This window comes from Niveispirillum sp. SYP-B3756 (genome assembly GCF_009495745.1).
Taxonomy (GTDB): domain Bacteria; phylum Pseudomonadota; class Alphaproteobacteria; order Azospirillales; family Azospirillaceae; genus Niveispirillum.
Map to the genome: position 1 here is coordinate 258,907 of NZ_WIDQ01000004.1, position 26,560 is coordinate 285,466.

A 26,560-nucleotide genomic window follows, 5' to 3' on the forward strand; every position below is an offset into this window, starting at 1 on the left:
CGCTCCCCCTACCGGTTGCCGCCCGGTGCGGCGGCCTGGGCGAGGCGCAGCAATCCAGCAGCCAGCCCCATGGCCTTTTCGGGTGACAGGGCCGCACCGTGATAGGCTTCCACCATGAAGGCTGGACCGGTTCGATCAGATGTCCCCGGCAGGCTATAGCCATAGCGGCTGACAGGCTTGTCGTGCCAGGTTTGGCCCTCATCGCTGTTCGCCTGCATGAATTTGCCGAACAGGCCGTGCAGCATGGTGTCGTTGAGCTTTACCGCCTTGGCCGAATTATCCAGCATATTCAGCAGGCTGGCCACCGCCGTGGGGGGATGTTGTGCCGCCAGACCTTTCCACTGCGCTGGATCAACCAAGATATGCTGCTCCCCGCCGCCTTCCTCTGCGGGGAGCATAATTGTGATGATGCCCACGTCGGTATCGCCCCTCGCTGCGTTCTCAGAAAGGGGGGAAGCCGATTTTCCGCTGGCTGCCTCTTCCAGCAACAGGCTGCGCGGCTTTTCCGGCGGCAGAATGCCCTGGGTCGCTGCCGCCTGTCGCACCATGTCCAGGGCAGAGCCGCTGAGGCCGCCAACCCGCGCCGGCTTGCCATCCCGGCCCAATATCTCGCTGGCAAAGTCGAACAGCCGCCGATGATAGGTGGCCAGCGATTCATGATATTCCGTGACTTCCATGTGGTTATAGTCAGCCATCCATTCCATGCCCGGAACCAGGGCCAGATTGACCGGCTTCATCCCCAGATCGCCATAGCGGGAGACAGGAATGGGTGCCGGCTTTATCCCGGCCGATATCTCTTCACCGTCGCCGGGCAGGGCAAAGCCGCTGCTATCCTTGTCGCGCAGGCTGGTGCGGTCGGTGGGGGGTGTGGTGGTGCTGACAGTGGAAACCGACATGGCGTGACTCTCCCCCTCTGGGGATGGTTAACGGGCATTCGGTTCCGGGCTGTTCCAGCCATTGGGTGCACGATAAGGGATTTAATCCAAAAACGCGAGTCTTGGATGGGGTCTGTCCATCCAACGGAGCGTCTGTTGCTCAGTGGCCTCCCCCCAACCCCACCCAATCGCTGATGTCGAAATAGACCAGCACCTTCTGCTGGTGCTCATTCACCAGGGTCAGCACATCATAATGTTTGCCTTCCTGTTCGATCAGGGCTTGGCTCTCCCGCTTCCAGCCGGGGAACAGGGGGCCGATGGTGCGGTATTCCAGCGGCACCCCTTCCTTGCTGCTGGCGAATTTGCCCTTGAAGCGGATGGCGTTGGCAAAATCATCGCCGGTGCCGCTGCCGGCGGGGATGACGCCATCCTCCCGCATCGCCAGCAATTGCTGTTCATAGGCGCGGCGCGCGTTGGCCTGTCCGGCCCGGCGGGCAATGTTGAACCAGTAGGGGGCCTGTCGCAGGCTGGATTCACCCGACGCCGGTAACAGGCTGGGGGCGGGGGTGAAGCCGCTGGCCACCAGTCCCAGCAGGAAGGCCGCGTCCGGATAGCCCTGTTGTGCCAGCGGCAATATCAGCTGGGCCGCCTTCTGTGGATCGGCCCGGCCATCGCGGCTGGTCAGATGGACCAGCCCCAGCCGGTAGCGGCCTGTCGGGCTGCCCAGATCGGCCGCCTGTTGGAACAGGGCGAAGGCCCGGCTTTCATCCGTTGCCACACCATCACCCCGAAGATATTTCCGGCCCTCTGCCACCAGGGCGACCGTAGCGGGTGGTTCTGCCGGCAGAATGATCGGGCCGCTTTCCGGCACCTGGGCAATGAGGGCGGGGGCGGATGGCGTGGCGGCCGCTTGCGGGGCGGCTGTTGGTGGGCGGGCGGCGCAGGCCCCCAGCAACAGGCAGCCCAACAGCGCGGGGATGGGAAGCAGGCGGCAGGAAGGCATGGATCATCCCGTCTCAGATTTAACTTGGATCATCAGGTTGCAGGGGGTGGCTGTCAAACAGCCATTATCGTGTGATTGCCTCCCCCAAACGAAGTAGCTCACACCAAGTTGCGATGAGGTGAACTCATCGCAACTTGGTGCGGCGGCGACTGCCGCCGCACGGCGCGTGCCGCGTGAAGCCAGGCCAACGGATGTTGGCGCCAGTGATCAAGGTAACTCAGTATCAATTGGCGCCATGTAAAGGGGCAGGGTCAGTTTTTCAACTATCTCCCGCCCCGCAAGCTTGCCGGTCGGCTTTTGGGTTCGCCCATAAATTTATGACGCTTTTCCAGTTACTTAACCGTCATTCCTGCCTTTGCGAGAATGACGGCGGTGAGATGGTGTGGTTGCAAAAAGCACCATAACTTTCCGGACAGACACTTACCTTCCCGTCCTGTTGGCATGATCGTCGTGACGATATTTCAAGCGCTTGCCGAAATTTATGTGTTAATAGATTTACTATATGAATTATCTATTAATAATTTAATGCAATTTATCAGAATTTATCAGAATTTAACTTAAAGTAGGTTTTGACATAGCTTTATAAATTCATAACAATAAACGCGTAAGTTGAAAATCACACAAACCTGAAATTGTGTGATGGTTGAGATTGTTTCCTAAACGAAATCTGCAACGAGGAGAGCAGCGATGAGCACGATTGATATCGATGTCGTTATCGACACCCAGGCAGTACAAGGGCTTGCTTTGAACCCGAACAACAGCAGCTCTAACCCCCTCCCAATCGGTCACAATTATGCATACATGATCACGCAACCTAAATACACCATTTCTGGTCAGGCAACTGGTGATCTTACCATCAGGGCTCAGGAAGATGATGTCGTTCGCTGGTGGACGGTCTCCCTTTACGCTGATCAGCGTGTATATGCTATCGTTTACAACATCACAAAGATTTATTCTACTGATCCGACAGTTATCACTGACTTCATATACTCTACACACGCTCAGTCTATTCCAATCCCGAACGCCGGCAATTTCACTCAGTATACGATGAAAAATGAGGATGTTTCATATATTCAAGCAAATGTGGAAGCCACGGGATCGGAATCCTACGGCGTCAGTTTCTACTTGGTGCAAATCAATGCGGACGGCAGCAATTCTGTAGTTGGATACTACAACTGGGATCCGAAAATTACTGTCAATAATTGACAATATTTCTCTTCTTTTGGGGCCGGGAGTTAATCCTGGCCCCGATTTTTATATAATCCCAATCTCTCCTGTCCGCAGGCAGGCCACGGCATGGCCGGGGCTGGCCGGGGTCAGGATCGGCCGTTCCTGTGCGCAAAGCGGGGTCGCATGCGGGCAGCGGGTGCGGAAGACGCAGCCACTGGGCGGGTGGATCGGGCTGGGGATGTCGCCCTTCAGGATGATCTTTTCCCGCCGCCGGTCCAAATCCAGCGATGGCACGGCCGACAACAGGGCGCGGGTATAGGGGTGGCGGGGATTGGCATACAGATCGGCGGTGTTGGCCGTCTCCATGATCCGGCCCATATACATCACCACGATGCGGTCGCAGGCATGTTCCACCACGGCCAGATCGTGGGAAATGAACAGCATGGTCAGGCCCAGATCGGCCTGCAAATCCTGCAGCAGGTTCAAGACCTGCGCCTGGATGGAGACATCAAGCGCCGAGACCGGTTCATCGGCGACGATGAAATCCGGCTTCACCGCCAGCGCGCGGGCAATGCCGATGCGCTGGCGCTGCCCGCCGGAAAATTCATGCGGATAACGCTTCATCGCCTCGGGTGTCAGCCCCACCATCCCCAGCAGTTCGGCGATGCGGTCGCGTCGTTCGGCACGCGGCACCAGCCGGTGGATGGAAAGCGGTTCAGCGAGGATGCCTTCAATATTCTTGCGCGGGTCCAGGCTGGCGAACGGGTCTTGAAAGATCAACTGCATCCGCCGGCGATAGGCCTGAAAGGCGGACGGTTTCAGTGTCAGAATATCGGTGCCGTCAAAAGTCACGGCGCCGGATGTCGGTTGCGTTAGCCGCAGGATGGACCGGCCCACCGTCGTCTTGCCGGAACCGGATTCCCCCACCAGCCCGACCATCTCACCCCGGCGGATGGAAAAGCTGACCTGATCCACCGCATGAACCTTGGCCTTCGGCCGGCCCAGCAGATTGCTGCCGACGGGAAAGGTCGTCGTCAGGTTACGCACATCCAGCAAGGGCGCGGTCATGGCAGCTGCTCCTTCCAGCGCAGGCACCGCACCTGATGGTCGGCCGTAACCGCCTCCAGCGGTGGCATGGCGGCGGTGCAAGCATCGGTGGCCGACGCGCAGCGGCTGGCAAAGGCGCAGCCCGGCGGCAGGCTGCGCGGGTCCGGCACATTGCCGGGGATGGCCTGCAGCCGCAGCCGCCCGCGTGCATCACGGAAGCGGAAGGGCGATCCCGGCACGCTGGCCATCAGCCCACGCGTATAGGGGTGCAGCGGGGTACGGAATACCTGGGCAATGGGGCCAGATTCCACCACCCGCCCGCCATACATCACCACCACCCGGTCGGCCATTTCCGCCACCACACCCAGATTATGGGTGATGAACAGGATGGCCATGCCGATTTCCCGCTGTAACTGGCGCATCAGTTCCAGGATTTGCGCCTGGATGGTGACATCCAGGGCCGTCGTCGGCTCATCCGCGATCAGCAGCAGCGGGCGGCAGGCCAGCGCCATGGCGATCATCACCCGCTGGCGCATCCCACCCGACATCTGGTGCGGATGATCCTTGGCGCGTGTGGCGGATGCTGGAATTCCCACCAATTCCAGCATCCGCACCGCCTCCGCCCACGCCTGTTTCCGGCCCAGATTGCGATGCAGGGCAATGGCCTCAGCAATCTGGTCCCCCACCGGATAGACGGGGTTGAGGGAGGTCATCGGCTCTTGAAAAATCATCGAGATTTCATTGCCGCGCAGGCTGCGCATGGTCGCCGCATCGGCAGTGACCAGATCGCGCGCACCTCCGTCGCGGCCCCGGAACAGGATCGATCCCCCCATGATCTTTCCTGCCGGGGCCGCAATCAGGCGCATCACCGAAAGGCTGGTGACGCTTTTGCCTGATCCGCTTTCGCCCACAATGGCCACGGTTTCACCGGGCCGGGCGGAAAAACTGACACCATCCACCGACCGCACCAGCCCGCGTTCGGTATCGAACCAGGTTTGCAGGTCACGAACCTCCAGAACCGGTGGGGCTTCGATGCGGATCATCAGCGCGACCGGGCCGAGGGCGTGGCCACGGGCGTGAAGCTGAAATCACGGTCCCACGGATAGGTTGGTGTCACTTTACGGGTGCGGGCCAGCCGCTCCACGAACTGGTCCACCACGCCGGGCGACAGCGCCATCAGCGCCGGGTTGGCGATGGGGGCCAGTTCGGGCGACAGATAGCCCGATTTGACGACGACGATCTTCGCGGCCAAGGGGTCCAGCCCCAGGCGGGTGAAGTCGGCGATATTGTGATAGGGGCGGCGGCGGGCGGCCAGCACCAGGGTGATGCCGCCCAGCGTCAGCACCGCTTCGCGTTCCGCCGGCACCTCATGCCCGATCAGGCGGGTGACATAGGCGCTCACCACCACGCGCGGGCTGGCGGGGTCCAGTGTGGCACCCACCGTGACCCGGATTTCCGCCCCTTCGCCAGCGGCAAAGGCCACTTCCAGGGCCGGCAGGTCGGTGATGGCGGCGATGATCACCCCATCCGCCCCCCTGCGGATCAGTTCGCCCAGCACATCCGCCCGGTCGCCCACCCCGCCACCGGTGGGATTGTCGCCGCTATCGGCCAGCACCACCGGATGGGTTTGGCTGGCAATGGCCTGGGCGACGCATTCTTCAATGCTGCCGGTATCGGTACCGAAAACGAACTGGTCGCGCGCCTCCCAATAGGCCTGGGCGATGCGCTTGGCCTCCCGCTCCAGCACGGCGCGGTCGGTGCCGGTCAGGATGGCGGCCGCCGTGGCGCGCGGCTCATCCGCCCAGACATAGCCCACCATCAGGGAGGCATCCCAGACGCCGGGAATGGCGTCGATCGCCGGCAACATGGCATAAAGGCTCTTGGCCGGTTCATCGACGGTGGAGGTGCGTTCGCCCGGCAGCACCACCGGGACCGGCGCCCACAGCAGGATGGGCTTCACCCCGGTTTCCAGGCTGCGTACCAGCATGGTGACGGCACGGCGCATCGTCTCTTCCACATCAATATGCGGGGCGGTGCGATAGGTGGAATACATGTCGATCGCATCGATAATCCGCTGCGAGACATTGCCATGCAGGTCATAGCTGACCGTGATGGGGCAATCGGGGCCAACCAGGGCGCGGGCAGCGCTGATCCAGTCCCCTTCCGCATCCTCCATCCCTTCCACGAACATGGCGCCATGCATCGCCAGATACAGGCCGTCGATGGGCAGGGTGGCCGCCAGCCGTTCCAGGAACTCGGCCTTAAATGCCTCATAGGTTTCCCGCGCCACGGGGCCGCCGGCAATGGCGCGGGCATGGATGGTGGGCAGGAACTGCGCCGGATAATCTTGCAGGAAGGTAAAGCGGGGGGCCGCCAGCAGGGCGTCGCCACGCACGATCATAAAATCCTGCGCCCGGTTCAGCACGGGGTTGTAGGTCGAACATTCGATATGGATGCCGCCGACAGCGATGCGCATGGTCCGGGTGCCTCTATTGGAAGAAATCGGGATCGTGGAAGAATTTGTGCGCCACCAGACCGGCCGCCCCGCGCGCCCAATGGTCGGGCTGGGTGCGGACGATGTGGATGGGGGTCTGCCCGGCCGACAGTGGCAGCACATGGGCATCAATGGCCTGCCGCATGGCCCGGCCGATCAACCCATCCAGCGGGGCCTCCTCCTGGGTGATCAGGATCAGTTCGGGATCGTTGATCTGGATGATATGGGCAATGGCCAGCCCCAGCGCCTCACCGGCATGGTGCAGGATGCGCACGGCGCGGGCTTCCCCGGTGGCGGCTAGGGCTTCCAGCTCCGCCACGCTTTGGCAGGGTAGGCCAGATGAAGCCGCTTCGCCCAGAATGGCACTGACCGAGGCGATGGTATCCAGGCAACCGCGCTTGCCGCAGCGACAGGGGCGACCGCCGATTTCAATCGTGCAATGGGCAATTTCACCGGCCCCGCCCCGACGGCCCCGGTAAAGCTGCCCGTCAATCACATGGGCCGACCCGATGCCGGCCCCGACGGAGACCAGACAGAAGGACCGCACATCGCGGGCGGCCCCATAAAGATGCTGGCTGATCGCCACGGCCTTGGCATCATTTTCCATATAGGTGGGCAGGCTAGTCGCCCCTTCTACCATGGCGGACAGGGGCACATCCTGCCAGCCCAGCAGGGTGGATTGCAGGCAGGCGCCCTGCGATGGGTCCACCAGACCGGAGAGCGTGACGCCGATGCCGGCCAACTGGTCCCGTTGCACCGGCTTGCCATCCAGCAACAGGCCGATGCCCGCCGCCACATCCCGCGCCACGGCCAGCGGTTCGCGTGACCGGGGCAGCGAGGCCTGGGCCAGGATGTCGCCATTCAGGTCGGTCAGCACCATCATCATCGGATCGTCGATCAGCGACACGCCGACGAAATAGGCACAGGCCGGGTTGATGCCCAGCAGGATGGAAGGGCGGCCCAGGCCGCGCACAATCTCCGTCTCCCGCAGGATGCCGTCCTGAATCAGGTCGCGCACCAGCGTCGTCATCGCCGCCTTGCTGAGATCCAGCCGTTCGGCCAGATCGCTGCGGCTGAGCGGCCCGCCTTCCGCGATGGTGCGCAGGGCCTGACGTTGGGTGGGATTGAGCATCGGGGAGGTGGGCCTGAGTGTTAAGTTCAATTTCTAAATTTATTACGCATAATTAGTTCAAAAGTGAAGAGGCTTTTGGTAGGGTTGGTAAAGTTTGCTGTTGGGCAGGGGTTTCAAGCCGATGAAGGCGCGTGGGTTGCCAAATGTCAGGAAGGGTCGCTTTGTGGCGGCCACCCTGTTTGCCGGGCTGCTGGCGGGGCTGCCTTTGGCGGCCCCCGCCGCAACGCTGAACGTGTTGCAGAGCGAGGCGCCGCGCAGCATGGACCCCGGCGACCAGACGGCGACCTTCACCTACACGGTGCTGGAACCGCTTTATGAAGGGCTGGTTCGCCGGAACAAGCAGTTGCAGCTGGAACCAGCGCTGGCCACCGAATGGTCCAGCGACGCCGCCGGGCTGGTCTGGACCTTCAAGCTGCGGCCCGGCGTCAGCTTCCATGACGGCACGCCCTTCAATGCCGATGTGGTGGTGAAGAATTTCCAGCGCCATCTAGATACCAAGCGCGGTCTGGCCGCGTCCGGCCGTATCCGGCAGGTGCTGGCCAGCGTGGTGGCGCTTGATGATATGACAGTGCAATTCACCCTGAAGGGGCCGTATCCGGCCTTTCTGTCGCTGCTGACCACCGGGCCTGCCCTGATGGTCAGCCCCAAGGCCGATGCCGCCGGCACCCTGTCCCGCTTGGCCGTGGGCACCGGGCCTTACCGGTTGGTGGAATATCGCTCCGGCGAATATGTGCTGGAAGAACGCTTCTCCGGTTATTGGGGCAAGCAGGGCGGGACGGAACGGATCAAATGGACCTGGACCGCCGAACAATCGGTGCTGAACATGGCGATCCAGGCGGGGGAGGTGGATATCGTCAACCCGCTGCCCCCGGTTTTCGCCCGCATGGTCAAGGCCAATACCGCTCTGACGCTGCATGAAAGCGACGGGGCGGTGGTGTTCTTCGTGGCGCTGAACCTGAAGCAGAAGCCGCTGGATGATGTGCGGGTGCGTCAGGCCCTGAACCTGGCCACCGACCGGGCGGCCCTGGTCAAGGCGATCATGTTCGGCTTTGGCCGCCCGGCCAATTCCCCGCTCTCCCCTGTCACCCCCGGCTATGATGCCAGCTTGAACCCCTATCCGTTCGACCCCGCCAAGGCCAAGGAACTGCTGGTGCGGGCCGGATTGCCGGACGGGTTCAGCCTGTCGGTCGCCGTGCAGGAGCCGGAGGCCCGCATCGCGGAGGTGCTGCAGGGCATGTGGGCCAAGATCGGCGTGAAGCTGGAGGTCCGCAAAATGGAAAGCGGCGTCTGGTCCAATGCCGCCTTCGCCAACCCGGATCAGAAGGCCAAGGAAGGTACGGGCGCTATCCTTACCTCCTGGTCATCGGGGGTGAACGGGGCGGACATGCAGTTGCGCCCGCTTTACCACACCGCCAGCTTCGTGCCGACCGGGGCCAATCTGGGCTTCTATTCCTCCCCCGCGTTGGATGGCTTGCTGGATAAGGCGGCGGCGACAGCGGACGAAGCCGCTCGCAATGCGATGTATGGGCAGGCGCAGCGGCTGATCAACGAAGACGCGCCGCATGTGCTGCTCTACTACAAGAAGGATCTGTTTGCCGCACAGGCCAACATCCAGAACCTGTGGACGGAACCGGGCGGCGGCATCGCCGTGCGCGATGCGGTGAAGCCTTAACATGCCCATATATCTGCTGAAGAAACTCGTCACCCTGCCGCTGATCCTGCTGGGGGTCTCGCTGCTGGTCTTCGTGGCGCTGCGTGCCTTGCCGGGCGATCCCGCCCGCCTGATGGCAGGGCCGGAGGCACCGCAGGAAGCGGTGGATGCCATGCGCGTCCGTCTGGGGCTGGATGATCCCTTGCCGCTGCAATATCTGCGTTTCGCCGGGGCGGCGCTGGGCGGGGATCTGGGCACCTCCATCCGGTCGGGCCGACCGGTGACGGTGGAAATCGCCGAACGGTTGCCCAAGACCATCTCACTGGCCCTGGTCGCCTATGGCATTGCCATTTCCGTCGGCCTGTCGGCGGGCATGGCGGCGGCGGTCAACCGCAACCGCTGGCCCGATCAGGCAACCATGCTGTTCGCCATTGCCGGCGCCTCCATCGCCAATTTCTGGCTGGCCCTGCTGGCGATGAATTACTTCGCGGTGGAACTGGGCTGGCTGCCGCTGATGGGGTCGGGCACATGGAAGCATTACATCATGCCGGCCATCACCCTGGCGGTGATGCCGACGGCGGTGATTGCCCGCATGACGCGCGCGTCCATGATTGAGGTGGTGGGCCAGGATTATATCCGCACCGCCCGCGCCAAGGGCCTGCCCGAACGGGTGGTGATGCGCAAGCACGCGCTGCGCAATGCCCTGGTGCCCATCGTCACCATCATCGGGCTGAATTTCGGCAGCATGTTGGGTGGGGCGGTGGTGACGGAATCGGTGTTCAACTGGCCCGGCCTGGGCCGGCTGCTGGTCGATTCCGTGCGCTTCCGCGATTACCCGACGGTGCAGGGTGTCACCCTGGTGGCCGTCACCGCCGTCGTCATGATGAATTTCCTGGCCGAGATGTTGATCGCGGCCATCAATCCCCGCATCCGGTTTGATTGAGGGCCAGAATGACCGAGATCACCGCCACCCTGGCCCCCACGGACAGCAAGGCCCGCCGCCGCCGGCGTTGGCTGTCCCGCCGCCGCAGCATCTTCATCGGCGGGTTGCTGGTGGGGCTGGTGCTGCTGGCCGCCATCCTGGCCCCGCTACTGTCGCCTGCCGATCCCTATGAACAGGTGCTGTCCGACGCGCTTTTGCCGCCCAGTTGGGACCATCCGTTCGGCACCGATGATAATGGCCGCGACCTGCTGGCCCGCGTGCTCTATGGCGCGCGGCTGTCCCTGCTGGAAGTGGTGGTGGGCGTCGGTTTGGCGGTGCTGGTGGGCGTGCCGCTGGGGCTGGCCGCCGGTACCATCGGCGGGCTGGTCGATCAGGTGATCATGTGGACCATGGATGTGCTGTTCGCCTTTCCCGGCGTGGTGCTGGCCATCCTCATCGTCTCCATCCTGGGGCCGGGTCTGTTCAACCTGTTGATCGCCATCGCCATTTTCTCCGTCCCCGTCTATGCGCGGCTGATGCGCAACGTGGCTTTGGGCCTGAAAAGCATGGATTATGTGGAGGCGGCGCGGGCGCTGGGCGCATCCACCCCGCGCATCATGTTCGACCATATCCTGCGCAACGCGCTGGGCCCCGTCATCGTGCAATCCACCCTGACGGCGGGCACGGTGGTGCTGTCGGCGGCCAGCCTGTCCTTCCTGGGCATGGGGGCCCAGCCGCCCATGCCGGAATGGGGGGCGATGATGAGCGATGGGCGCAACTATCTGGGCGTGAATATCTATATGTCGCTGTTTCCCGGTCTGGCGATCATGCTGACCGTGCTTGGTTTCAACATCCTCGGCGACGGTCTGCGCGACCTGCTTGACCCGAGAAGCTGACGAACGGGTGTGTCTGCCGTGGCTTTCTGTGTCGATATCGGCGGTTCCTTCATGAAATTCGGCCTCGCCCCCCGTAATGGGGAGGCGGTGCGACAGGTCGATCAGGTGCCCACGCCGGCCCATAGCTGGGCGGATTTCGTGGCGGCGCTGGCTGACCTCTGCGCCCGCCATGGCGCGGGGCAGCCGGCGGATGCACCGCTGGCCATCTCCATGGCCGGCATCGTCGATCCCGATAGTGGTATTCTGACCGCCGCCTCCAACCTGGGTGGCCTGGTGGGGCACCGGCTGGCGGCGGAACTGACGGTGGCGCTGGGCCGCCCGGTGCGGGTGGCCAATGATGCCGATTGTTTCGCCCTGGCGGAAGCCACCGTTGGCGCCGGGCGGGGCCACCGGGTGGTGTTCGGCATCATCCTGGGCACCGGCATCGGTGGCGGGCTGGTGGTGGGTGGCCGGTTGATCTCCGGGGCTGCCGGCATCACCGGGGAATGGGGCCATGGCGCCATTGTGAAAACCATGGCCGGGTCGCCCCCCGTCGCCATTCCCCGGCTGGAATGCGGTTGTGGCGGTGTCGGCTGCATTGAAACCTTCGGCAGTGCGCGCGGGCTGGAACGGCTGCACCACCACCTGACGGGGCAGGGGCTGGACAGCCGCAGCATCGTTGACGGCTGGCAGGCGGGTGAGGCTCTCAGCCGCCGCACCATTTCCATCTTCCTGGAACTGGTATCGGAACCGCTGGCCCTGCTGGTCAATGCCATCGGCCCGCATCGGGTGCCGGTGGGCGGCGGCCTGGGCTCGTCAGCCCCGCTGGTGGCGGCCCTGGATCAGGCCGTCCGTGCCCTGATCCTGCGGCAGACGGAGGAGCCGTTGCTGGTACCGGCCGAGCTGGGCGCCAATGCCGGGTTGATCGGGGCCGCCGTGCTGGCCTTGCAGCCATAGAGTCAAAGTCGACATCTCCAACCCTTCTCCCACAATAAAAAGAGGGGGGCGGACGGGCCGCCCCCTTTTCAGGGATCCTGAGGAAGAAGGGAGAGTCAAAAACCGTTAGAAATCGGCGCGGACACCGATGGCGTAACGGGCACCCGTATCGACATAGGTCAGGACCTGATTGTCGAAGCGGCCGGTGGTGACGACTTCGCTGCCGAAAATATTGGTGCCTTCAGCGAAGACCTGCACATTCTCAAGCACATTATAGCTGACGCGGGCGTCAACCTGATCATAGGTCCGGCGATAGACCGGATCAGAACCAGCGCTGGGATTGACCAGATTTTCCAGGAAGCGTTCGCGGCGGTTATAGGCGACGCGTGCCGACAACCCGTCCATTTCATAGAAAACGGCCAGGTTCTGGCTGTCACCCAAACCTTCCAGCGCGAAGGAGGTGGTGGTAGAGGCAGGATCGAACACGGCGTTGCTGTCCACGAAGGTGGCGTTCGCCTGGATACCGAAACCGGCCAGCAGACCGGGCAGGTAATCCATCGTGTGGTTCACATTGAACTCAAACCCATGGACATTGGCGCTCTGCGCATTGCGCGGACGGCGCACGCTGAAGGTCACCTGGTTCGGCCCGGTCACGCCACCGGCACCCACCGCCAGCTTGCCGGCATTGGCGATGTTGAACACCTCGTCCGCCCGGGTCTGCACCACGAAATTGTTGACGCGCTTATAGAAAGCGGCCGCCGACAGGGTGGTGGTACGGGTCGGGTACCATTCGAACGACATGTCGAAATTGTCAGAGGTGTAGGGCTTCAGCGACGGGTTGCCGCCCGACGCATCCAGGCTGGCTGGACGCACCGTATCAAAGCTGATACGCGGCGCCATATCGCTGATCTGCGGGCGGGTCAGCGTGCGGGAAGCACCGAAACGGGCGATCACATCGTCCGTCAGGTCGACCTTCACATTCAGGCTGGGCAGCAGATAATCGTAACTGCTGTTCTGGCTGGTCGCCACCGGCACGCCGTTATTGGCATAGACCGCCGTATAGATGGTGGGGTCATTGGCCACCGGCAGGATGTCGGTCAAAGCCAGCTGCTGGCCGGAAGCCTTCACCTCAGTATGGATATAGCGGAAGCCAATATTCACGAACCAGGGCATGTTGCCCAGGTCACCCTTGAAGGCGGTATCCACATAGCCGCCATAGACATTTTCCTTCACGGAGAAGGAATTGGGCTGACGGGTCGCGGTATAGCCATTACTGGCAGCCAGACGAGCCGCCGTGGTGCCGGGTGCCAGACCCTGGGCCTTATCCAGGGCTGCCGCCGCCGCCGGGCTTTCCAGGAAGCTGAAATAGGCGTTGGCGTCATAGGTCATGAAATTGGCCGGGAAACGCCCGCCGGAACCCAGGAAGCTGCCCAGGCTGAACGGCTTCAGCAAGGACGCATCGGCCGAAGTCGGGTAACCGCAATAGAGGCACTGGATGTTCGGGTCGCTGGTGACCGAATTGCTGGTCTTCTCGCGGTTGGTATTGATCAGGCCGAAACGGATGGCATCCAGCACGCCGCCATCGCTCTTCCATTCGGTGTCCAGCTTGTACTCGAACACCTCTTCCGCCTCGTCATTGCCCTGACGGATGGCGATATGGGTGCGGCCCCGCGTCGGGTCGGTCAGCGAGGTGGTGTGACCGAAGACGGAGGGGAAGCCGCCGCCATCCGCCTGCTGGAAGCTGTAGGTGGAGGGAATGCCGATAACGGTGAAGATATTCTTGCCACCATTATTATTGGCAGCCTTGGACCAGGAAGCGTCCGCCTTCACCGTCAGATTGTCATTGACGTTCCAGGCGCCATTCAGGCCCACGGCCTTGGTGGTGACGTTACGGTTGTTGCTGTTGATGATCAGGTCGGCATTGCCGTTGGTCGTCAGGCCGGTGACCGTGCGGTTGGAATCGATCTGCGCAGCGGTATAGCTGGACGGTTCAAACCAGTTGCCGAGCGCATGGCTGGTCGAATCCACCGTGAACTTGTTGTAAAGCCCGTCCAGGGTGAAGACCAGATCGTCATTGGCCTGCAACTGGGTGGTCAGGTTGACGCCAATGCGTTCCCGCTCCGACGTTTCCTGGCTGATATCCAGGTTGCGCGGGGCATAGACATTGGTGGCGATGGGCTTGGAGGAGGGGCCGATCGTCTGGCCGGACAGATAGCCGTTCACCGTGGTGGACGGGGTTTCCGTCTCACGCTTCTGGTAAGACACGGCCAGCAGGGCACCCAGCTTGTCATCATTGAAGGTGCCCGACAGCAGGCCGAAAGCCTGCGGCGAGACCTTCTTGTTATTCTCTTCATACACGCCCTTGGCGGACGCGATGGCCTTGAACCCGCCAATATCAAACGGGCGCGCCGTCTTCACATTGATGGTGGAACCGATGCCGCCATCCTGCACCGGGGCCTGGCTGGTCTTATAGACGTCAGCGCCGGAAATCAGTTCGGCGGCCAGCAGGTCGAAGGAGAATTCGCGGCCCTGGTTTTCCGAGGCGAAGGAGCGGCCATTGACCAGCACCGTGTTGAATTCCGGCCCGAAGCCGCGCACGGTGACAAAACGACCTTCGCCGCCGCTGCGGTCGATGGAGACGCCGGGGATGCGCTGCAGCGATTCCGCCACGTTGCTGTCCGGGAACTTGCCCAAATCCTCGCTGGCGATGCTGTCCATCACGATGCCGGCGGAACGCTTCATTTCCGCCGAGGCCTGCAGGGAGCGGCGGATACCGGTGACGACGATTTCATCCAGCGTGCCATCCGCAGCAGCGGTGGCATTCTGCGCCATCGCCGGCATTGCCGGGATCAGGGCGCACAGCGCGGCCATGCCAACACCACCCAGGCCGGCAGCCATGCGCCGGCCCATAGTCTTTTTCAGCATATGTCACTCCTCCCACACATTTACTTCTTGCTGACCGGGCGTACCGGTACTGACCGAACAGGATTGTGCCGCCCGGATTTTCGACGCCTGTCGGGGAAAGAGCCCCTTCCCTGATCTCGACGTCGGTTTCTTGTATATGAATTATCAGATAAATATAACATTGCAATCGACGAACTGACGCTTTCGGGCTAAAACGTTCCCTCGTGTGGTATATCTGCATCTGCAACAGGGGATGCGGCCTGCCCGCCAAGGCATAAAAATGCCAATATAATCAAGTGGGAGGAGTTTATGGACAAGCCCGTGAAAACGGTTGTCATCGCCGGGGGCGGCTCCGCCGGCTGGATTGCGGCCGGCCGTATCGCCGCCCGAAATGGTGCTAACTTGGCGGGTGGCGTGCGCGTCATCCTGATCGAATCGGCGGTGATCGGCACCATCGGGGTGGGGGAGGGGACGTGGCCGACGATGCGCAACACCCTGCGCAAGATCGGTATCCGGGAAACCGATTTCATCCGCCATTGCGACGCCGCCTTCAAGCAGGGAGCGCTGTTTGCCCGCTGGACGGATGGCAGCGATGGCGATGCCTATTACCACCCGCTGAACCCGCCGCAGGGCGCGCCGCAGATCAACCTGTCCGGCCATTGGCAAGCCTTTGCCCGCGAGAACCCGCTGAGTTTCGCGGAGGCGGTGGATTTCCAGGCTAGCCTGTGCGACGCCGGACTGGCCCCGAAATCCATCACCAGCCCGGAATATGCCGGGCTGGCCAATTACGCCTATCATCTGGATGCCGGGAAATTCGCCGATCTGCTGCGCGATCATGCGGTGGAAAAGCTGGGCGTCATCCATATGGTGGATGACATCATAGAGGTGCATCAGGATGAAGCCGGCGACCTGACCGGGCTGACCCTGCGCGGGGCGGGGCGCATCGACGGGGATTTCTTCGTTGATTGCACCGGCTTTGCCTCCCTGCTGCTGGGCGGCACCTATGGCGTGCCGTTCAAGGATTGCAGCGACGTGCTGTTCTGTGACCGGGCGCTGGCGCTGCAGGTGCCCTATGATCGGCCCGACGCGCCGATTGCCACCCACACCATCTCCACCGCGCAGGATGCCGGCTGGATCTGGGATATCGGCCTGCCGACCCGGCGCGGCACCGGCCATGTCTATTCCAGCCGGCATATGAGTGATGAGGCGGCGGAAGAGAGCCTGCGCCGCTATCTGGGCCCTGCCGCCGACGGGCTGAGCCCGCGCCTGATCAAAATCCGCGCCGGCCACCGCGCCAGCTTCTGGACGCATAATTGCGTCGGCGTCGGGCTGGCCGCCGGCTTCCTGGAACCGCTGGAAGCATCGGCCCTGATGCTGATCGAAACGGCGGTGGATTTCATCGCCGACCGGCTGCCCGCCAACCGGGCGGTGATGGATACGCTGTCCCGTCAGTTCAACCGCGCCTTCACCCATCACTGGGACCGGATCATCGAATTCCTGAAGCTGCATTATGTGCTGACCAAGCGCACCGACACCGCCTTCTGGCGCGATAATCTGGACCCGGCCAGCATCCCGCTGGAATTGCGGGAAAAGCTGGAACTGTGGCGCTACCACCCGCCCGGCCCCGCCGATTTCCCGCACCAGCCGGAGGTGTTTTCCTGGCCCTCTTATCAATATGTGATGCATGGCATGGGCTTTGCCGCGGACTATCGCGGGCTGGCCCAGGTGAAGGCGGAGGCCGCCAGCGCCCGCCGCGCCTTTGCCCAGGCCGAGCGGGCGCGCCAACAGGCCCTGCGTGACCTGCCGCGCCACCGTGACCTGCTGAACCGTATTCAGCAATACGGGCTGCAGCCGGTCTGATCCCGGTTATCAGGAGAAGCACCCATGCCCATCCATCCCCTGACCGCCGCCCGCCACGCCCGTGCCCGCCTGCGCCCCTTGCCCGACATGGGCAATGCCGCCCGGCAGAACCATGCCCAACTGGGTCTCAGCGAGGTACGGGACGCGTTGGCCGATTACCCGATTTTCCTGCTGAAACATGCCGATAGCGGTCGGTTCAACCTCTGCGCCCTGTTCGCCCTGGAAGGGGGGGCAAGCTGGTTCATGATCCAGGGCGGCTGGCAGGCGACATATCTGCCGCGCAACCTGCTGCGCCAGCCCTTCCACCTCGCCCCCGGTGCCGGCGGCGTGTTCGATCTGGCGGTGGAGGAGGAGACGGACCGGCTACATGACCGGGAGGGCGAACCCCTGTTCGACGCGCACGGCCAGCCGACGGCGCGCACCGAACAGGTGGGCCGGCTGCTGGCCAGCTTGCGCGACGATCTGGCCGCCGCGCGTGGCTTTGTCGACCGGCTGGCGGCGCTGGACCTGATCTGCCCGGTCGACATGCTGCTGACCTTCGGCGATGGGCGGGAAAACCAGATCGACGGGCTTTACGGCATCGGGGAAGGCCGCCTGCGCGATCTGGCCGATGCCGATCTGCTGGCGCTGCACCGGGAGGGTTATCTGGCGCTGGCCCATGCGGTGATCGCATCGGCCACCCAGATTCACCGGCTGCAACAGTTACACAATGCGGCGGCCAAGGTGCCGCTGACCCGCATCGCCAAGGCGGTGCGGGAAGAATAACTCCTCAATCGGAGAACCTTAAAATGACCGGCCATGTGCTTGCCATCGACCAGGGAACCACCGGCACCACCGTGCTGGTGTTCGACCGCGACGCCAATATGGTGGGCCGCGCCTATGCCGAATTTACCCAGCATTTCCCCCAGGCTGGCTGGGTGGAACATGATGCGTTGGAAATCTGGCATGTGACGCTGGATGTGATCGGCCGCGCCCTGCGCGCCGCCCATCTGCGCGCCGATGATCTGGCCGCCATCGGCATCACCAACCAGCGGGAAACCGTGGTGGTCTGGGACCGGACGACGGGGGAACCGCTGCACCGCGCCATCGTCTGGCAGGATCGCCGCACCGCCGCCTATTGCGAGGAACTGCGTGGGCAGTCCGGCGTGGAGGCGATGATCCGCGACAAGACCGGGCTGGTCATCGACCCCTATTTTTCCGGCACGAAAATCCGCTGGCTGCTGGACCATGTGCCGGGCCTGCGGGCACGGGCGGATAAGGGAGAAGTGGCGTTCGGCACCATCGACAGTTGGTTGATCTGGAAGCTGACCGGCGGGGCGGCGCATGTCACCGACTATTCGAACGCCGCCCGCACCCAGCTCTACAACATCCATGAACTGCGCTGGGATGAGGATATCCTGGCCCTGATGGATATCCCCGCCGTCTGTCTGCCCAAGGTCAACCCCTCCACCTGCATCCATGGGCTGACCGATCCCGACAGCTTCTTCGGCACCCATGGCATTCCTGTGTCGGGCGTGGCGGGGGATCAGCAGGCGGCCCTGTTCGGCCAGGCCTGCCATGGGCCGGGGCTGGCCAAGAATACCTATGGCACCGGTTCCTTCATGCTGATGAATACGGGCACGGCGGCGCGGCGGGGGCCGGGCAGCCTGTTGACCACCATCGCCTGGGGCATTGGCGATGAACCGGTGGAATATGCGCTGGAAGGGGCGATCTTCGTCACCGGGGCGGCGGTGCAATGGCTGCGTGACGGGCTGGGGCTGATTGCGTCTGCGGCGGAGACGGAAGAACTGGCCCGCTCCATCCGGGGTAATGAGGGGGTCTATTTCGTGCCGGCTCTGACCGGGCTGGGCGCGCCGCACTGGGATCCCTATGCGCGCGGCCTGATCTGCGGGCTGACGCGCGGCACTGGCCGCGCCCATATGGTGCGCGCCGCCCTGGAGGCGATGGCGTATCAGACGCTGGACGTGGTGCGCGCCATGGAGCGGGAGGCGGGCATTCCCCTGACCGAGCTGCGCGCCGATGGCGGGGCCACCGCCAACCATTTCCTGATGCAGTTCCAGGCCGACATGCTGGGCGTGCCGGTGGAGGTGCCGCGCATCGCCGAGACGACGGCATTGGGTGCGGCCTATCTGGCCGGGCTGGGGGCCGGTGTCTGGAGCAGCCGGGAAGAGCTGGACGAGAAATGGAAGCTGGCCCACCGGTTTGAGCCGGGCATGACACCCGCCGAACGGGACCGGTTGTATGAACGCTGGGGCCGCGCCCTGGAACGCGCCAAAGGGTGGGATGTGTAGGGGGCATTCTCCGATGCCCCTCTCTCCACCGTCACCCCGGCGAAGGCCTGGGTGACGGTGGAAGGGAAATGACGGTAGGCAAACCAGCCCCCCAATTCACGGGAACAAACAATGTCGATCCTGGATCGCAACCAATCCATCGCCCGGCTGGATGCCGAACCCGGCAAGTGCTGGGACTTGGTGATTATCGGTGGTGGGGCCAGTGGCCTGGGCGTGGCGCTGGAGGCGGCTTCGCGCGGATACAGCGCCCTGCTGCTGGAAGCGCATGATTTCGCCAAGGGCACCTCGTCGCGCTCCACCAAGCTGGTGCATGGCGGTGTGCGCTATCTGGCGCAGGGTAATATCGGGCTGGTGATGGATGCGCTGCGCGAACGCGGGCGGCTGCTGGCCAATGCCCCGCATGTCACCCGCAAGCAGCCCTTTGTCGTGCCCGTCTATCGCTGGTGGGATGCCGCCTTCTATGGCGCCGGGCTGATGGTGTACGACCTGCTGGCCGGGCGGCTGGGTCTGGGCCGGTCCCGTCTGTTGTCGCGCGCAGAAGTTCTGCGCCGCGCACCGACGGTGAAGCAGGCGGGGCTGAAGGCCGGCATCCTTTATTATGATGGGCAGTTTGACGATGCGCGGCTGGCCCTGACTTTGGCCTTGAGTGCGGCGGAAGCCGGGGCCGTGCTGGTCAACCATGCCCCCGTCATCGGGCTGCTGAAGCAGGCTGGCAAGGTGACGGGGGTGCGGTTCGTGGACAGCGAAACCGGCATTGAGCGCATGGCCCATGCCCGCGCCATCATCAATGCCACCGGCCTGTTCACCGACCAGACCCGGCATCTGGACGATCCGTCCCGCCCCTCCACCCTGTCGCTCAGCCAGGGTATCCATCTGGTGCTGGATCGGTCCTTCCTGCCGGGGGATGATGCGGTGATGGTGCCGAAAACGGCGGATGGGCGGGTGCTGTTCGCGGTGCCCTGGCACGACCGCACCATCATCGGCACCACTGACACGCCCATCCCGGAGATCGCGCTGGAACCGCGCCCGCTGGAACAGGAAATCGAATTCCTGCTGACCCATGCGGCGCTGTATCTGGAAAAGGCCCCGGCCCGCGCCGATGTGCTGGCCGTGTTCAGCGGTATCCGACCGCTGGTAAAGGCCGATGGTGTGTCCGGCACCTCTGCCGTGCCGCGTGACCATCTGATCATCACCGATCCATCGGGCCTGATTACGCTCACCGGCGGGAAATGGACCACCTATCGCAAGATGGCCGAACAGACGGTGGATCGCGCCGCTGATCTGGCTGGGCTGCCGCCGGTGCCGTCCAACACCGCTGACCGGCATCTGGCCGGCTGGGTGGAGAAGGCGGGCGATTATGCCGACCCGCTGACCGTCTATGGCGCTGATGCCGATGCGGTGCGGGCGCTGATGGCATCCGATCCGGCGTTGGCCGCCCCGCTGCACCCGCGCCTGCCCTATCCTACCGCCCTGGTCATCCATGCCGTGCGGGCCGAAATGGCGCGCACGGTGGAGGATGTGCTGGCCCGCCGCACCCGCGCCCTGCTGCTGGATGCGGCGGCCGCCTTGGAGGCGGCCCCCAAGGTGGCCACCCTGATGGCCGCCGAACTGGGCCGGGATGAGACCTGGCAGCAGCAACAGGTGGAGGCCTTCGCGGCCACCGCCGCCGCCCATCATCTGTAAATGTTTGTTCGCAAAGTTCGCACTTTTTTCAGCCATTTAACCGTCATTCCCGCGAAGGCGGGAATCCATACAACAGCGCGGATTTTGGATTCCCGCCTTCGCGGGAATGACGGTGGAGAAAGGTCAAGGGTTCGAGACGCACCATTACTTACCGGACGGACACAAGGGATGGCTCCGGCCATCCATCCACCGATCATAACCAATAAGGAAGTCGCCCCGTGACGATGCTCCGCCCCCTGGGAACCGCCCTTGCCACGCTTTTTCTGCTCTGCCCGCTGATGGCGGCCCCCGCCATGGCGGCGGAGCCAGAACCGACGCGTGCCGAATGGGAACGACCGGATATTCTTGTCATTGGGCGGGAGCCGGCGCGCGCCACCTTTGACGGTTTCACCAGCCGTGAAGCCGCCCTGGCGCGCGATACCAAGGGGCAGCCTTTTCACCTGTCGTTGGATGGCAAATGGTCCTTTGCCTATTCCCGCGACCCGGAGGCAAGACCGAAGGATTTTTACCGCCCGGATTATGATGTCAGCGGCTGGGGCAGCATCCAGGTGCCGGGCATCATGCAGGCGCAGGGCTATGGCCAGCCCTATTTCAACAATATCGATTATCCGTTTCCGCTCAATCCCCCCTTCATCCCGCATGAAATGAACGAGGTCGGGTCGTACCGCCGCAGTATCGACATTCCGGCGGATTGGGCCGGGCGGCAGGTGTTCCTGAAGATTGGTGCCGCCGGTGCGGCCTATTATGTCTGGGTCAATGGCGTGCGCGTGGGCTATGCCGAGGATAGCAAGCTGCCGTCGGAATTCGACGTCACCCCGCATCTGAAGCCCGGCCAGCCTAATGTGGTGGCGATTGAGCTGTATCGCTTCGCTGATGGTTCCTATCTGGAAGATCAGGATTTCTGGCGGGTTTCCGGTATTGAACGCTCAGTGACGCTCTATGCCGCCCCCACCACCCATCTGCGTGACTTTGAGGTGAAGGCCGGGCTGGATAAGGGCTTCCAGAACGGCACCTTCGCCCTGGACGTGGCGATTGCCGGGGCCAAGGCGGCCAAGGGCGGGCAGGTGCGCGCCACCCTGCTGGATGGCAATAACCCGGTGCTGACCCAGCAGGCCGCCGTGAAGGACACGGTCAGCCTTTCCGGCACCGTGCCGGGGGTGCGCCCCTGGTCGGCGGAAACGCCGCATCTTTATACGCTTCTGATCGAACTGCTGGACCGTGACGGCAAGCTAGTGGAGGCGACCAGCCGCCGCGTCGGCTTCCGCAGCGTGGCGGTGGTGGATGGGGAGGTGCAGGTCAATGGCCGCCGCGTCACCATCCGCGGCGTCAACCGGCATGAACATGACCCGCATACGTTCCGGGTGGTCAGCCTGGAGACGATGCGCCGCGACATCGAGTTGATGAAGCAGGCCAATGTCAACGCGCTGCGCACCTCCCACTATCCCAACGATCCGCGCCTGTATGATCTGGCCGATGAATATGGCCTCTACATCATGGATGAGGCGAATATCGAAACCCATGAATTCATGGAGTTGGGTAACAAGACCGGCGATCGCGCCGCCCACCAGATGGGCTATAAGCCGGAATGGAAGGAGGCGCATCTGGACCGGTTGCGCCGCATGGTGGAGCGGGACAAGAACCACCCTTCCATCATCTTCTGGTCGCTGGGTAATGAGGCTGGCATCGGCCCGACATTCGAGGCGATGGGCAAATGGGTGAAGGGGCGCGACCCATCGCGCCTTGTCTCCTATCTCGGCTGGGGCACGCTGACCCAGGAACATCGGCCCAATGATTATGTCGATATCTATGCGCCCATGTATGACGATATCGACAAGATCGTCGGTTACGCCACCGACCCCGCCTTCAAGCAGCCCTTGATCCAGTGCGAATATGCCCATGCCATGGGCAATTCGCTGGGTAATCTGGAGGATTACTGGCAGGCCATTCGGGCGCATCGCAAATTGCAGGGCGGCTTCGTTTGGGATTGGGTGGACCAATCCATGATCCTGAAGGACGCCAAGGGTCGGGATTACTGGGCATCCGGCTTTGATTACGGCCCCAACCCGCGTGGCGACCTCAGCGTTGTGGCCGATGGCTTGATCCAGTCCGACCGCACGCCCAACCCGCATTATTATGAATTGGCCAAGGTCTATGCCCCCATCGGGTTTGACGGGTTCGACCCGGCGGCTGGCACGGTCACCCTGCATAACCGCCACGATATGGTGGACCTGTCCGGGGTCAGCTTCGACTGGAAGGTGGAAGCCGATGGCGTGGTGGTGGCCAGCGGCAGCCTGGATGTGCCCAACGTGCCGGCGGCCAGCAGCGCCAGGCTGACCCTGCCACGCTACCCAGCCCCGACGGCGGGCGACACGCGCAGCCATGTGCTGACCCTCCGCGCCCTGGCGCGGGAGGGGGCGATTCCCGGCGTGGCGGCGGGCCATGTGGTGGCCTGGGAACAGTTCGCCCTGAACGAACCGCCGGCCCCGGCGCTGTTGGCGGCAGATGCTAGGCTGGTGGACCGCGATGGCCGCATCACCCTGACGGCCGGTGATGCCGAACTGGTGATCGACCGGGCGACCGGTCTGGTGGACCGCTATGCCCGTCAGGGCAAGCTGCTGCTGTCCGGTGGGGCACCCAATTTCTTCCGCGCGCTGACCGATAATGATATCGGCGCTGGGGTTCACAAGACCCATGATGTCTGGCGCGAACTGTCCGACGCGCGCTATCGCCATGTGCGGGAAATCAAGGTCGACAAGGAAGGTGCCGTGGCCGTGCGCCATGCCCTGGGCGCTGGCGGCGGCTGGTTTGAAACCCGCTATGCCATGGGGGGCGACGGGGTGGTGGAGGTGACGGGCAGCTTCACGCCGGTGAAGGATGACCTGCCCGATCCGCTGCGCATCGGCCTGTCCTACAGCATCCCGACCAGCCTGACGGACCTTTCCTGGTTCGGACGAGGGCCGCAGGAAAGCTATGCCGACCGCAAGAGCGGGATGGCGCTGGGCCTGTGGCAGGGCAAGCTGGCCGAACAGAACCATGATTATGTGCGGCCACAGGAAACCGGCAACAAGGTGGATGTACGCTGGTTGACCCTGCAAGGGCAGGGCCTGCCCACGCTGCGGGTCACCGGTGCCGGGCCGCTATCGGTCAATGCCCTGGCCTTCCCCTATGCCGATCTGATGATGAAGCCGGTGGGCAAGGCGCATAGTTCCGATATCCAACCCGGCCCCGTCGGCAGCCTGCTGATCGATGCCGGTCAGGTGGGTGTCGGCGGCGATACGGGGTGGAGCCTGGATGGTCGGGCCCTGCCGCCCTATCGCATCCCGGTCACCCCCACCAGCTTCCGCTTCCGGTTGGGTGGTTGATTGCGCAATCGTTCCATGTCTGTAATGGAGCCTGAAATCCAAGGCGCTCTGTTACAGTAGGGCGGCTTTACCGGGCATGTATTTATCATATATAATGCTTGGTCGGTATCTCAGCCGCCCCCTCTTTTCTGCACCCTTTCAACAGCGCCCCCGCTGTTGGGCCCCGCCCGTCTGGCGCTTCTTCTGGCAGAGGAGTGTCGTCGCGGCTTCTGTGGAGTTCTGTTCAGATGACTAATGGCAATGCAAGGGGCCTGCGCCACGAAATGGGCCGCAACTTCACGTACGAGATCCTGCAACGGCTGGGCGTGGATATCGTCACCGGCACCTATGGCGTGGGCAATCCATTCCCGACGGAGGCCGAGCTGTGCAAGCGGCTGGGGGCCAGCCGCAGCGTGCTGCGCGAAGCGGTGAAGATGCTGACGGCCAAGGGCCTGCTGAAGGCCCGCCCGCGCCAGGGCACCTGGATTGAGCCGGAGCGCAACTGGAACCTGCTGGACCCCGATGTGCTCTATTGGCTGCTGGAGCGTAAATTCTCCCCAGGATTGCTGCTGGAATTCACGCAAGTGCGGCTGGCGATTGAACCGATGGCGGCGGCCCTGGCCGCGCGCCATGCCGATGCCAAGGCCAAGGAAGCCATCACCGCAGCACTGAACCGGATGAAGGCGGCGGAGGCCGGCGATGATGATCCGCTGACATCGGATATCGCTTTCCATGTCGCCATTCTGGAAGCCAGCGGCAACCGCTTCTATGCCCAGTTGCGCGGGCTGATCGAGGCGGCGCTGCGCACGTCGATCCGGTTGACCAACCGACGCAAGGGCGTGCGGCTGGCCAGCGTCGCTGACCATCAGCAGGTGGCTGACGCGATTTTCGCCAGTGATCCGGAGGCGGCATCGGCCGCCATGCGTCACCTGATGGTGGAAGCCATGACGCTGATCGAACAGGCGAAGGAAACCATGGAGGCGACGGGGGAGGAGGTGTGAGCGATGCGACATCCCGCTCAATAGCGTGATGGCGCAGTGGCATCGACTAAAAAATTTCCGACAGTATCTCAGCTTGCACGACCGTCACCCCGGCGCAGGCCGGGGTCCAGGGTCACAAGCACTGTGCTCTCCGAAACTGGACCCCGGCCTGCGCCGGGGTGACGGTTGGGTGGCTTCATGGTCGCAACAGAACGTCTACCGCAGCCGCGTCAGCGGAACCACAGCCAACCTCACCATTCCGCCAGACTGCCATCAGGCAGCCGCCAAGCGGGGTTGCGCCAGCGGTGCGGGGTGCGGGCCATTTCGCGCACCAGTTCCTCGTTGATTTCCACCCCCAGACCGGGGCCGGTGGGGGCTTTGACGAAGCCATCGGTCAGGGCAAAGATCGACGGGTCGCGCAGGTAGGTCAACAGGTCATAGCCGCCGGTATTGTAATGGATGCCCAGTGACATTTCCTCGATGATGAAATTGGGGGTGGAGACGGCCAGCGCCAGACAGGAGGCAAAGGCGATCGGCCCCAGCGGGCAATGCGGGGCCAGCGCCACATCATAGGCTTCCGCCATGGTGGCGATGCGCTTCACCTCTGAAATGCCGCCGGCATGGGACAGATCGGGCTGGATGATGTCGACAATGCCCTGGGTCAGGAAGGGCTTGAAATCCCAGCGGCTATAAAGCCGTTCGCCCAGCGCGATGGGCAGGGTGGTCAGGCCCGCCAACTGCGCGAGCCCCTCGATATTTTCCGACAAAAGCGGTTCTTCGATGAAGAGCGGGCGCAGCGGTTCCAGTGCGGCGGCCAACTGCTTGGCCATCGGCTTATGGACGCGGCCATGGAAATCCAGCCCGACATCCAGACCCTGCGCCTGCACGGCGGACGCACGGGCCAGCACCCCGTCAATGTCGCGGCTGGTGGCCAGCCAGTTCAGTTCCGCCGTGGCATTCATCTTCACGGCGCGGAACCCTTGAGCTTGGCGCAGGCGGGCAGATTCCGCCACCTCGTCCGGGCGGTCGCCGCCGATCCAGGCATAACATTCGATCTTGTCACGCACCATGCCGCCCAGCATCTGCCAGACAGGCGTGTTCAACGCCTTGCCCTTGATATCCCACAGCGCCTGATCCAGCCCTGACAGGGCCGACATCAGCACCGGTCCGCCACGGTAGAAACCCAGGCGATAGGCGGTCTGCCAGACATCCTCAATCCGGGCGGCATCGGTGCCAAGGAACCGGTCGCGCAGGGATTCAAAGGCTCCTTCCACGGCCTCCGCGTGGCCCTCCAGGCTGGCTTCACCCCAGCCGACCAGACCGTCATCGGTCTCTACCCGCACGAACAGCCACCGGGGCGGCACCTGGAAAAGTTCAATGCGGGCGATCTTCATGT

The 26,560-nt window shown here is 63.4% G+C and carries 19 protein-coding genes; 11 read left to right on the top strand and 8 right to left on the bottom strand.

Translation table 11 applies throughout. The features are described from left to right. Positions 1-8: 8 nt before the first annotated feature. Both GE253_RS11015 and GE253_RS11020 read right to left on the bottom strand, forming a co-directional pair. A complete protein-coding gene (locus tag GE253_RS11015; protein ID WP_153204182.1) occupies positions 9-896 on the bottom strand; it encodes a hypothetical protein in 888 nt (295 codons plus the stop codon). Positions 897-1,035: 139 nt separating this feature from the next. Further along, positions 1,036-1,878 carry an SEL1-like repeat protein gene (locus GE253_RS11020; protein WP_153204183.1) on the bottom strand — a complete coding sequence of 281 codons (843 nt, stop codon included), beginning with the start codon at positions 1,876-1,878 and terminating at the stop codon, positions 1,036-1,038. A 687-nt stretch (positions 1,879-2,565) separates the two neighbouring features. On the opposite strand from GE253_RS11020, the gene GE253_RS11025 reads away from it, so the two are divergent. Next, complete coding sequence (locus GE253_RS11025; RefSeq protein ID WP_153204184.1) at positions 2,566-3,084, top strand: AidA/PixA family protein; 519 nt, start codon at positions 2,566-2,568, stop codon at positions 3,082-3,084. A gap of 48 nt (positions 3,085-3,132) precedes the next feature. Here GE253_RS11025 and GE253_RS11030 read toward each other — a convergent pair whose 3' ends face one another. From GE253_RS11030 to GE253_RS11045, 4 genes are read right to left on the bottom strand one after another with little or no spacing between them, the layout of a single operon-like run. Then, on the bottom strand, positions 3,133-4,116 hold the full coding sequence (locus GE253_RS11030) for a dipeptide ABC transporter ATP-binding protein (protein WP_153204185.1): 984 nt from the start codon (positions 4,114-4,116) through the stop codon (positions 3,133-3,135). Then, the gene (locus tag GE253_RS11035) at positions 4,113-5,138 is read right to left on the bottom strand and encodes an ABC transporter ATP-binding protein (RefSeq protein WP_153204186.1); all 1,026 of its coding nucleotides are present in this window, start codon (positions 5,136-5,138) and stop codon (positions 4,113-4,115) included. The genes GE253_RS11030 and GE253_RS11035 overlap by 4 nt, the downstream gene beginning before the upstream one ends. After that, on the bottom strand, positions 5,138-6,571 hold the full coding sequence (locus GE253_RS11040) for a M81 family metallopeptidase (RefSeq protein WP_153204187.1): 1,434 nt from the start codon (positions 6,569-6,571) through the stop codon (positions 5,138-5,140). The genes GE253_RS11035 and GE253_RS11040 overlap by 1 nt, the downstream gene beginning before the upstream one ends. A 13-nt stretch (positions 6,572-6,584) precedes the next feature. After that, positions 6,585-7,721, bottom strand: a complete 1,137-nt coding sequence (locus GE253_RS11045; RefSeq protein ID WP_153204188.1) for an ROK family transcriptional regulator — start codon at positions 7,719-7,721, stop codon at positions 6,585-6,587. A 121-nt stretch (positions 7,722-7,842) separates the two neighbouring features. Here GE253_RS11045 and GE253_RS11050 point away from each other — a divergent pair, with 121 nt between their 5' ends. Genes GE253_RS11050 through GE253_RS11065 form a run of 4 tightly spaced genes read left to right on the top strand, consistent with a single transcriptional unit; the run spans position 7,843 to position 12,126 of the window. Next, a complete protein-coding gene (locus GE253_RS11050) occupies positions 7,843-9,393 on the top strand; it encodes an ABC transporter substrate-binding protein (RefSeq protein WP_153204189.1) in 1,551 nt (516 codons plus the stop codon). Position 9,394: 1 nt separating this feature from the next. Next, positions 9,395-10,315: an ABC transporter permease gene (locus GE253_RS11055; protein ID WP_153204190.1), complete on the top strand. Its 921-nt coding sequence runs from the start codon at positions 9,395-9,397 to the stop codon at positions 10,313-10,315. An 8-nt stretch (positions 10,316-10,323) separates the two neighbouring features. After that, the gene (locus tag GE253_RS11060) at positions 10,324-11,190 is read left to right on the top strand and encodes an ABC transporter permease (protein ID WP_153204191.1); all 867 of its coding nucleotides are present in this window, start codon (positions 10,324-10,326) and stop codon (positions 11,188-11,190) included. A gap of 18 nt (positions 11,191-11,208) precedes the next feature. After that, on the top strand, positions 11,209-12,126 hold the full coding sequence (locus GE253_RS11065) for an ROK family protein (RefSeq protein WP_211101418.1): 918 nt from the start codon (positions 11,209-11,211) through the stop codon (positions 12,124-12,126). A gap of 105 nt (positions 12,127-12,231) precedes the next feature. Here the strand turns inward: GE253_RS11065 and GE253_RS11070 are convergent, their stop codons facing one another. Further along, the gene (locus tag GE253_RS11070; RefSeq protein WP_153204192.1) at positions 12,232-15,030 is read right to left on the bottom strand and encodes a TonB-dependent receptor; all 2,799 of its coding nucleotides are present in this window, start codon (positions 15,028-15,030) and stop codon (positions 12,232-12,234) included. Positions 15,031-15,318: 288 nt separating this feature from the next. Here GE253_RS11070 and GE253_RS11075 point away from each other — a divergent pair, with 288 nt between their 5' ends. From GE253_RS11075 to GE253_RS11100, 6 genes are all read left to right on the top strand, one after another. Continuing rightward, the gene (locus tag GE253_RS11075) at positions 15,319-16,869 is read left to right on the top strand and encodes a tryptophan halogenase family protein (protein WP_153204193.1); all 1,551 of its coding nucleotides are present in this window, start codon (positions 15,319-15,321) and stop codon (positions 16,867-16,869) included. Positions 16,870-16,893: 24 nt separating this feature from the next. Further along, positions 16,894-17,634 carry a SapC family protein gene (locus GE253_RS11080; protein WP_153204194.1) on the top strand — a complete coding sequence of 247 codons (741 nt, stop codon included), beginning with the start codon at positions 16,894-16,896 and terminating at the stop codon, positions 17,632-17,634. A gap of 23 nt (positions 17,635-17,657) precedes the next feature. After that, a complete protein-coding gene (gene glpK / locus GE253_RS11085) occupies positions 17,658-19,160 on the top strand; it encodes a glycerol kinase GlpK (RefSeq protein ID WP_153204195.1) in 1,503 nt (500 codons plus the stop codon). Positions 19,161-19,271: 111 nt separating this feature from the next. Then, complete coding sequence (locus tag GE253_RS11090) at positions 19,272-20,843, top strand: glycerol-3-phosphate dehydrogenase/oxidase (protein WP_153204196.1); 1,572 nt, start codon at positions 19,272-19,274, stop codon at positions 20,841-20,843. 224 nt (positions 20,844-21,067) lie between these two features. Then, positions 21,068-24,205 (top strand): glycoside hydrolase family 2 TIM barrel-domain containing protein, encoded by a 3,138-nt coding sequence (locus tag GE253_RS11095; protein WP_173012612.1) that lies wholly within the window; start codon positions 21,068-21,070, stop codon positions 24,203-24,205. Positions 24,206-24,432: 227 nt separating this feature from the next. Further along, entirely contained in the window at positions 24,433-25,185 is a 753-nt protein-coding gene (locus tag GE253_RS11100) for a FadR/GntR family transcriptional regulator (protein WP_153204197.1), read from the top strand. Between the two features lie 230 nt (positions 25,186-25,415). Here GE253_RS11100 and dgoD read toward each other — a convergent pair whose 3' ends face one another. After that, positions 25,416-26,558, bottom strand: a complete 1,143-nt coding sequence (gene dgoD / locus GE253_RS11105; protein WP_153204198.1) for a galactonate dehydratase — start codon at positions 26,556-26,558, stop codon at positions 25,416-25,418. Positions 26,559-26,560 lie beyond the last annotated feature (2 nt).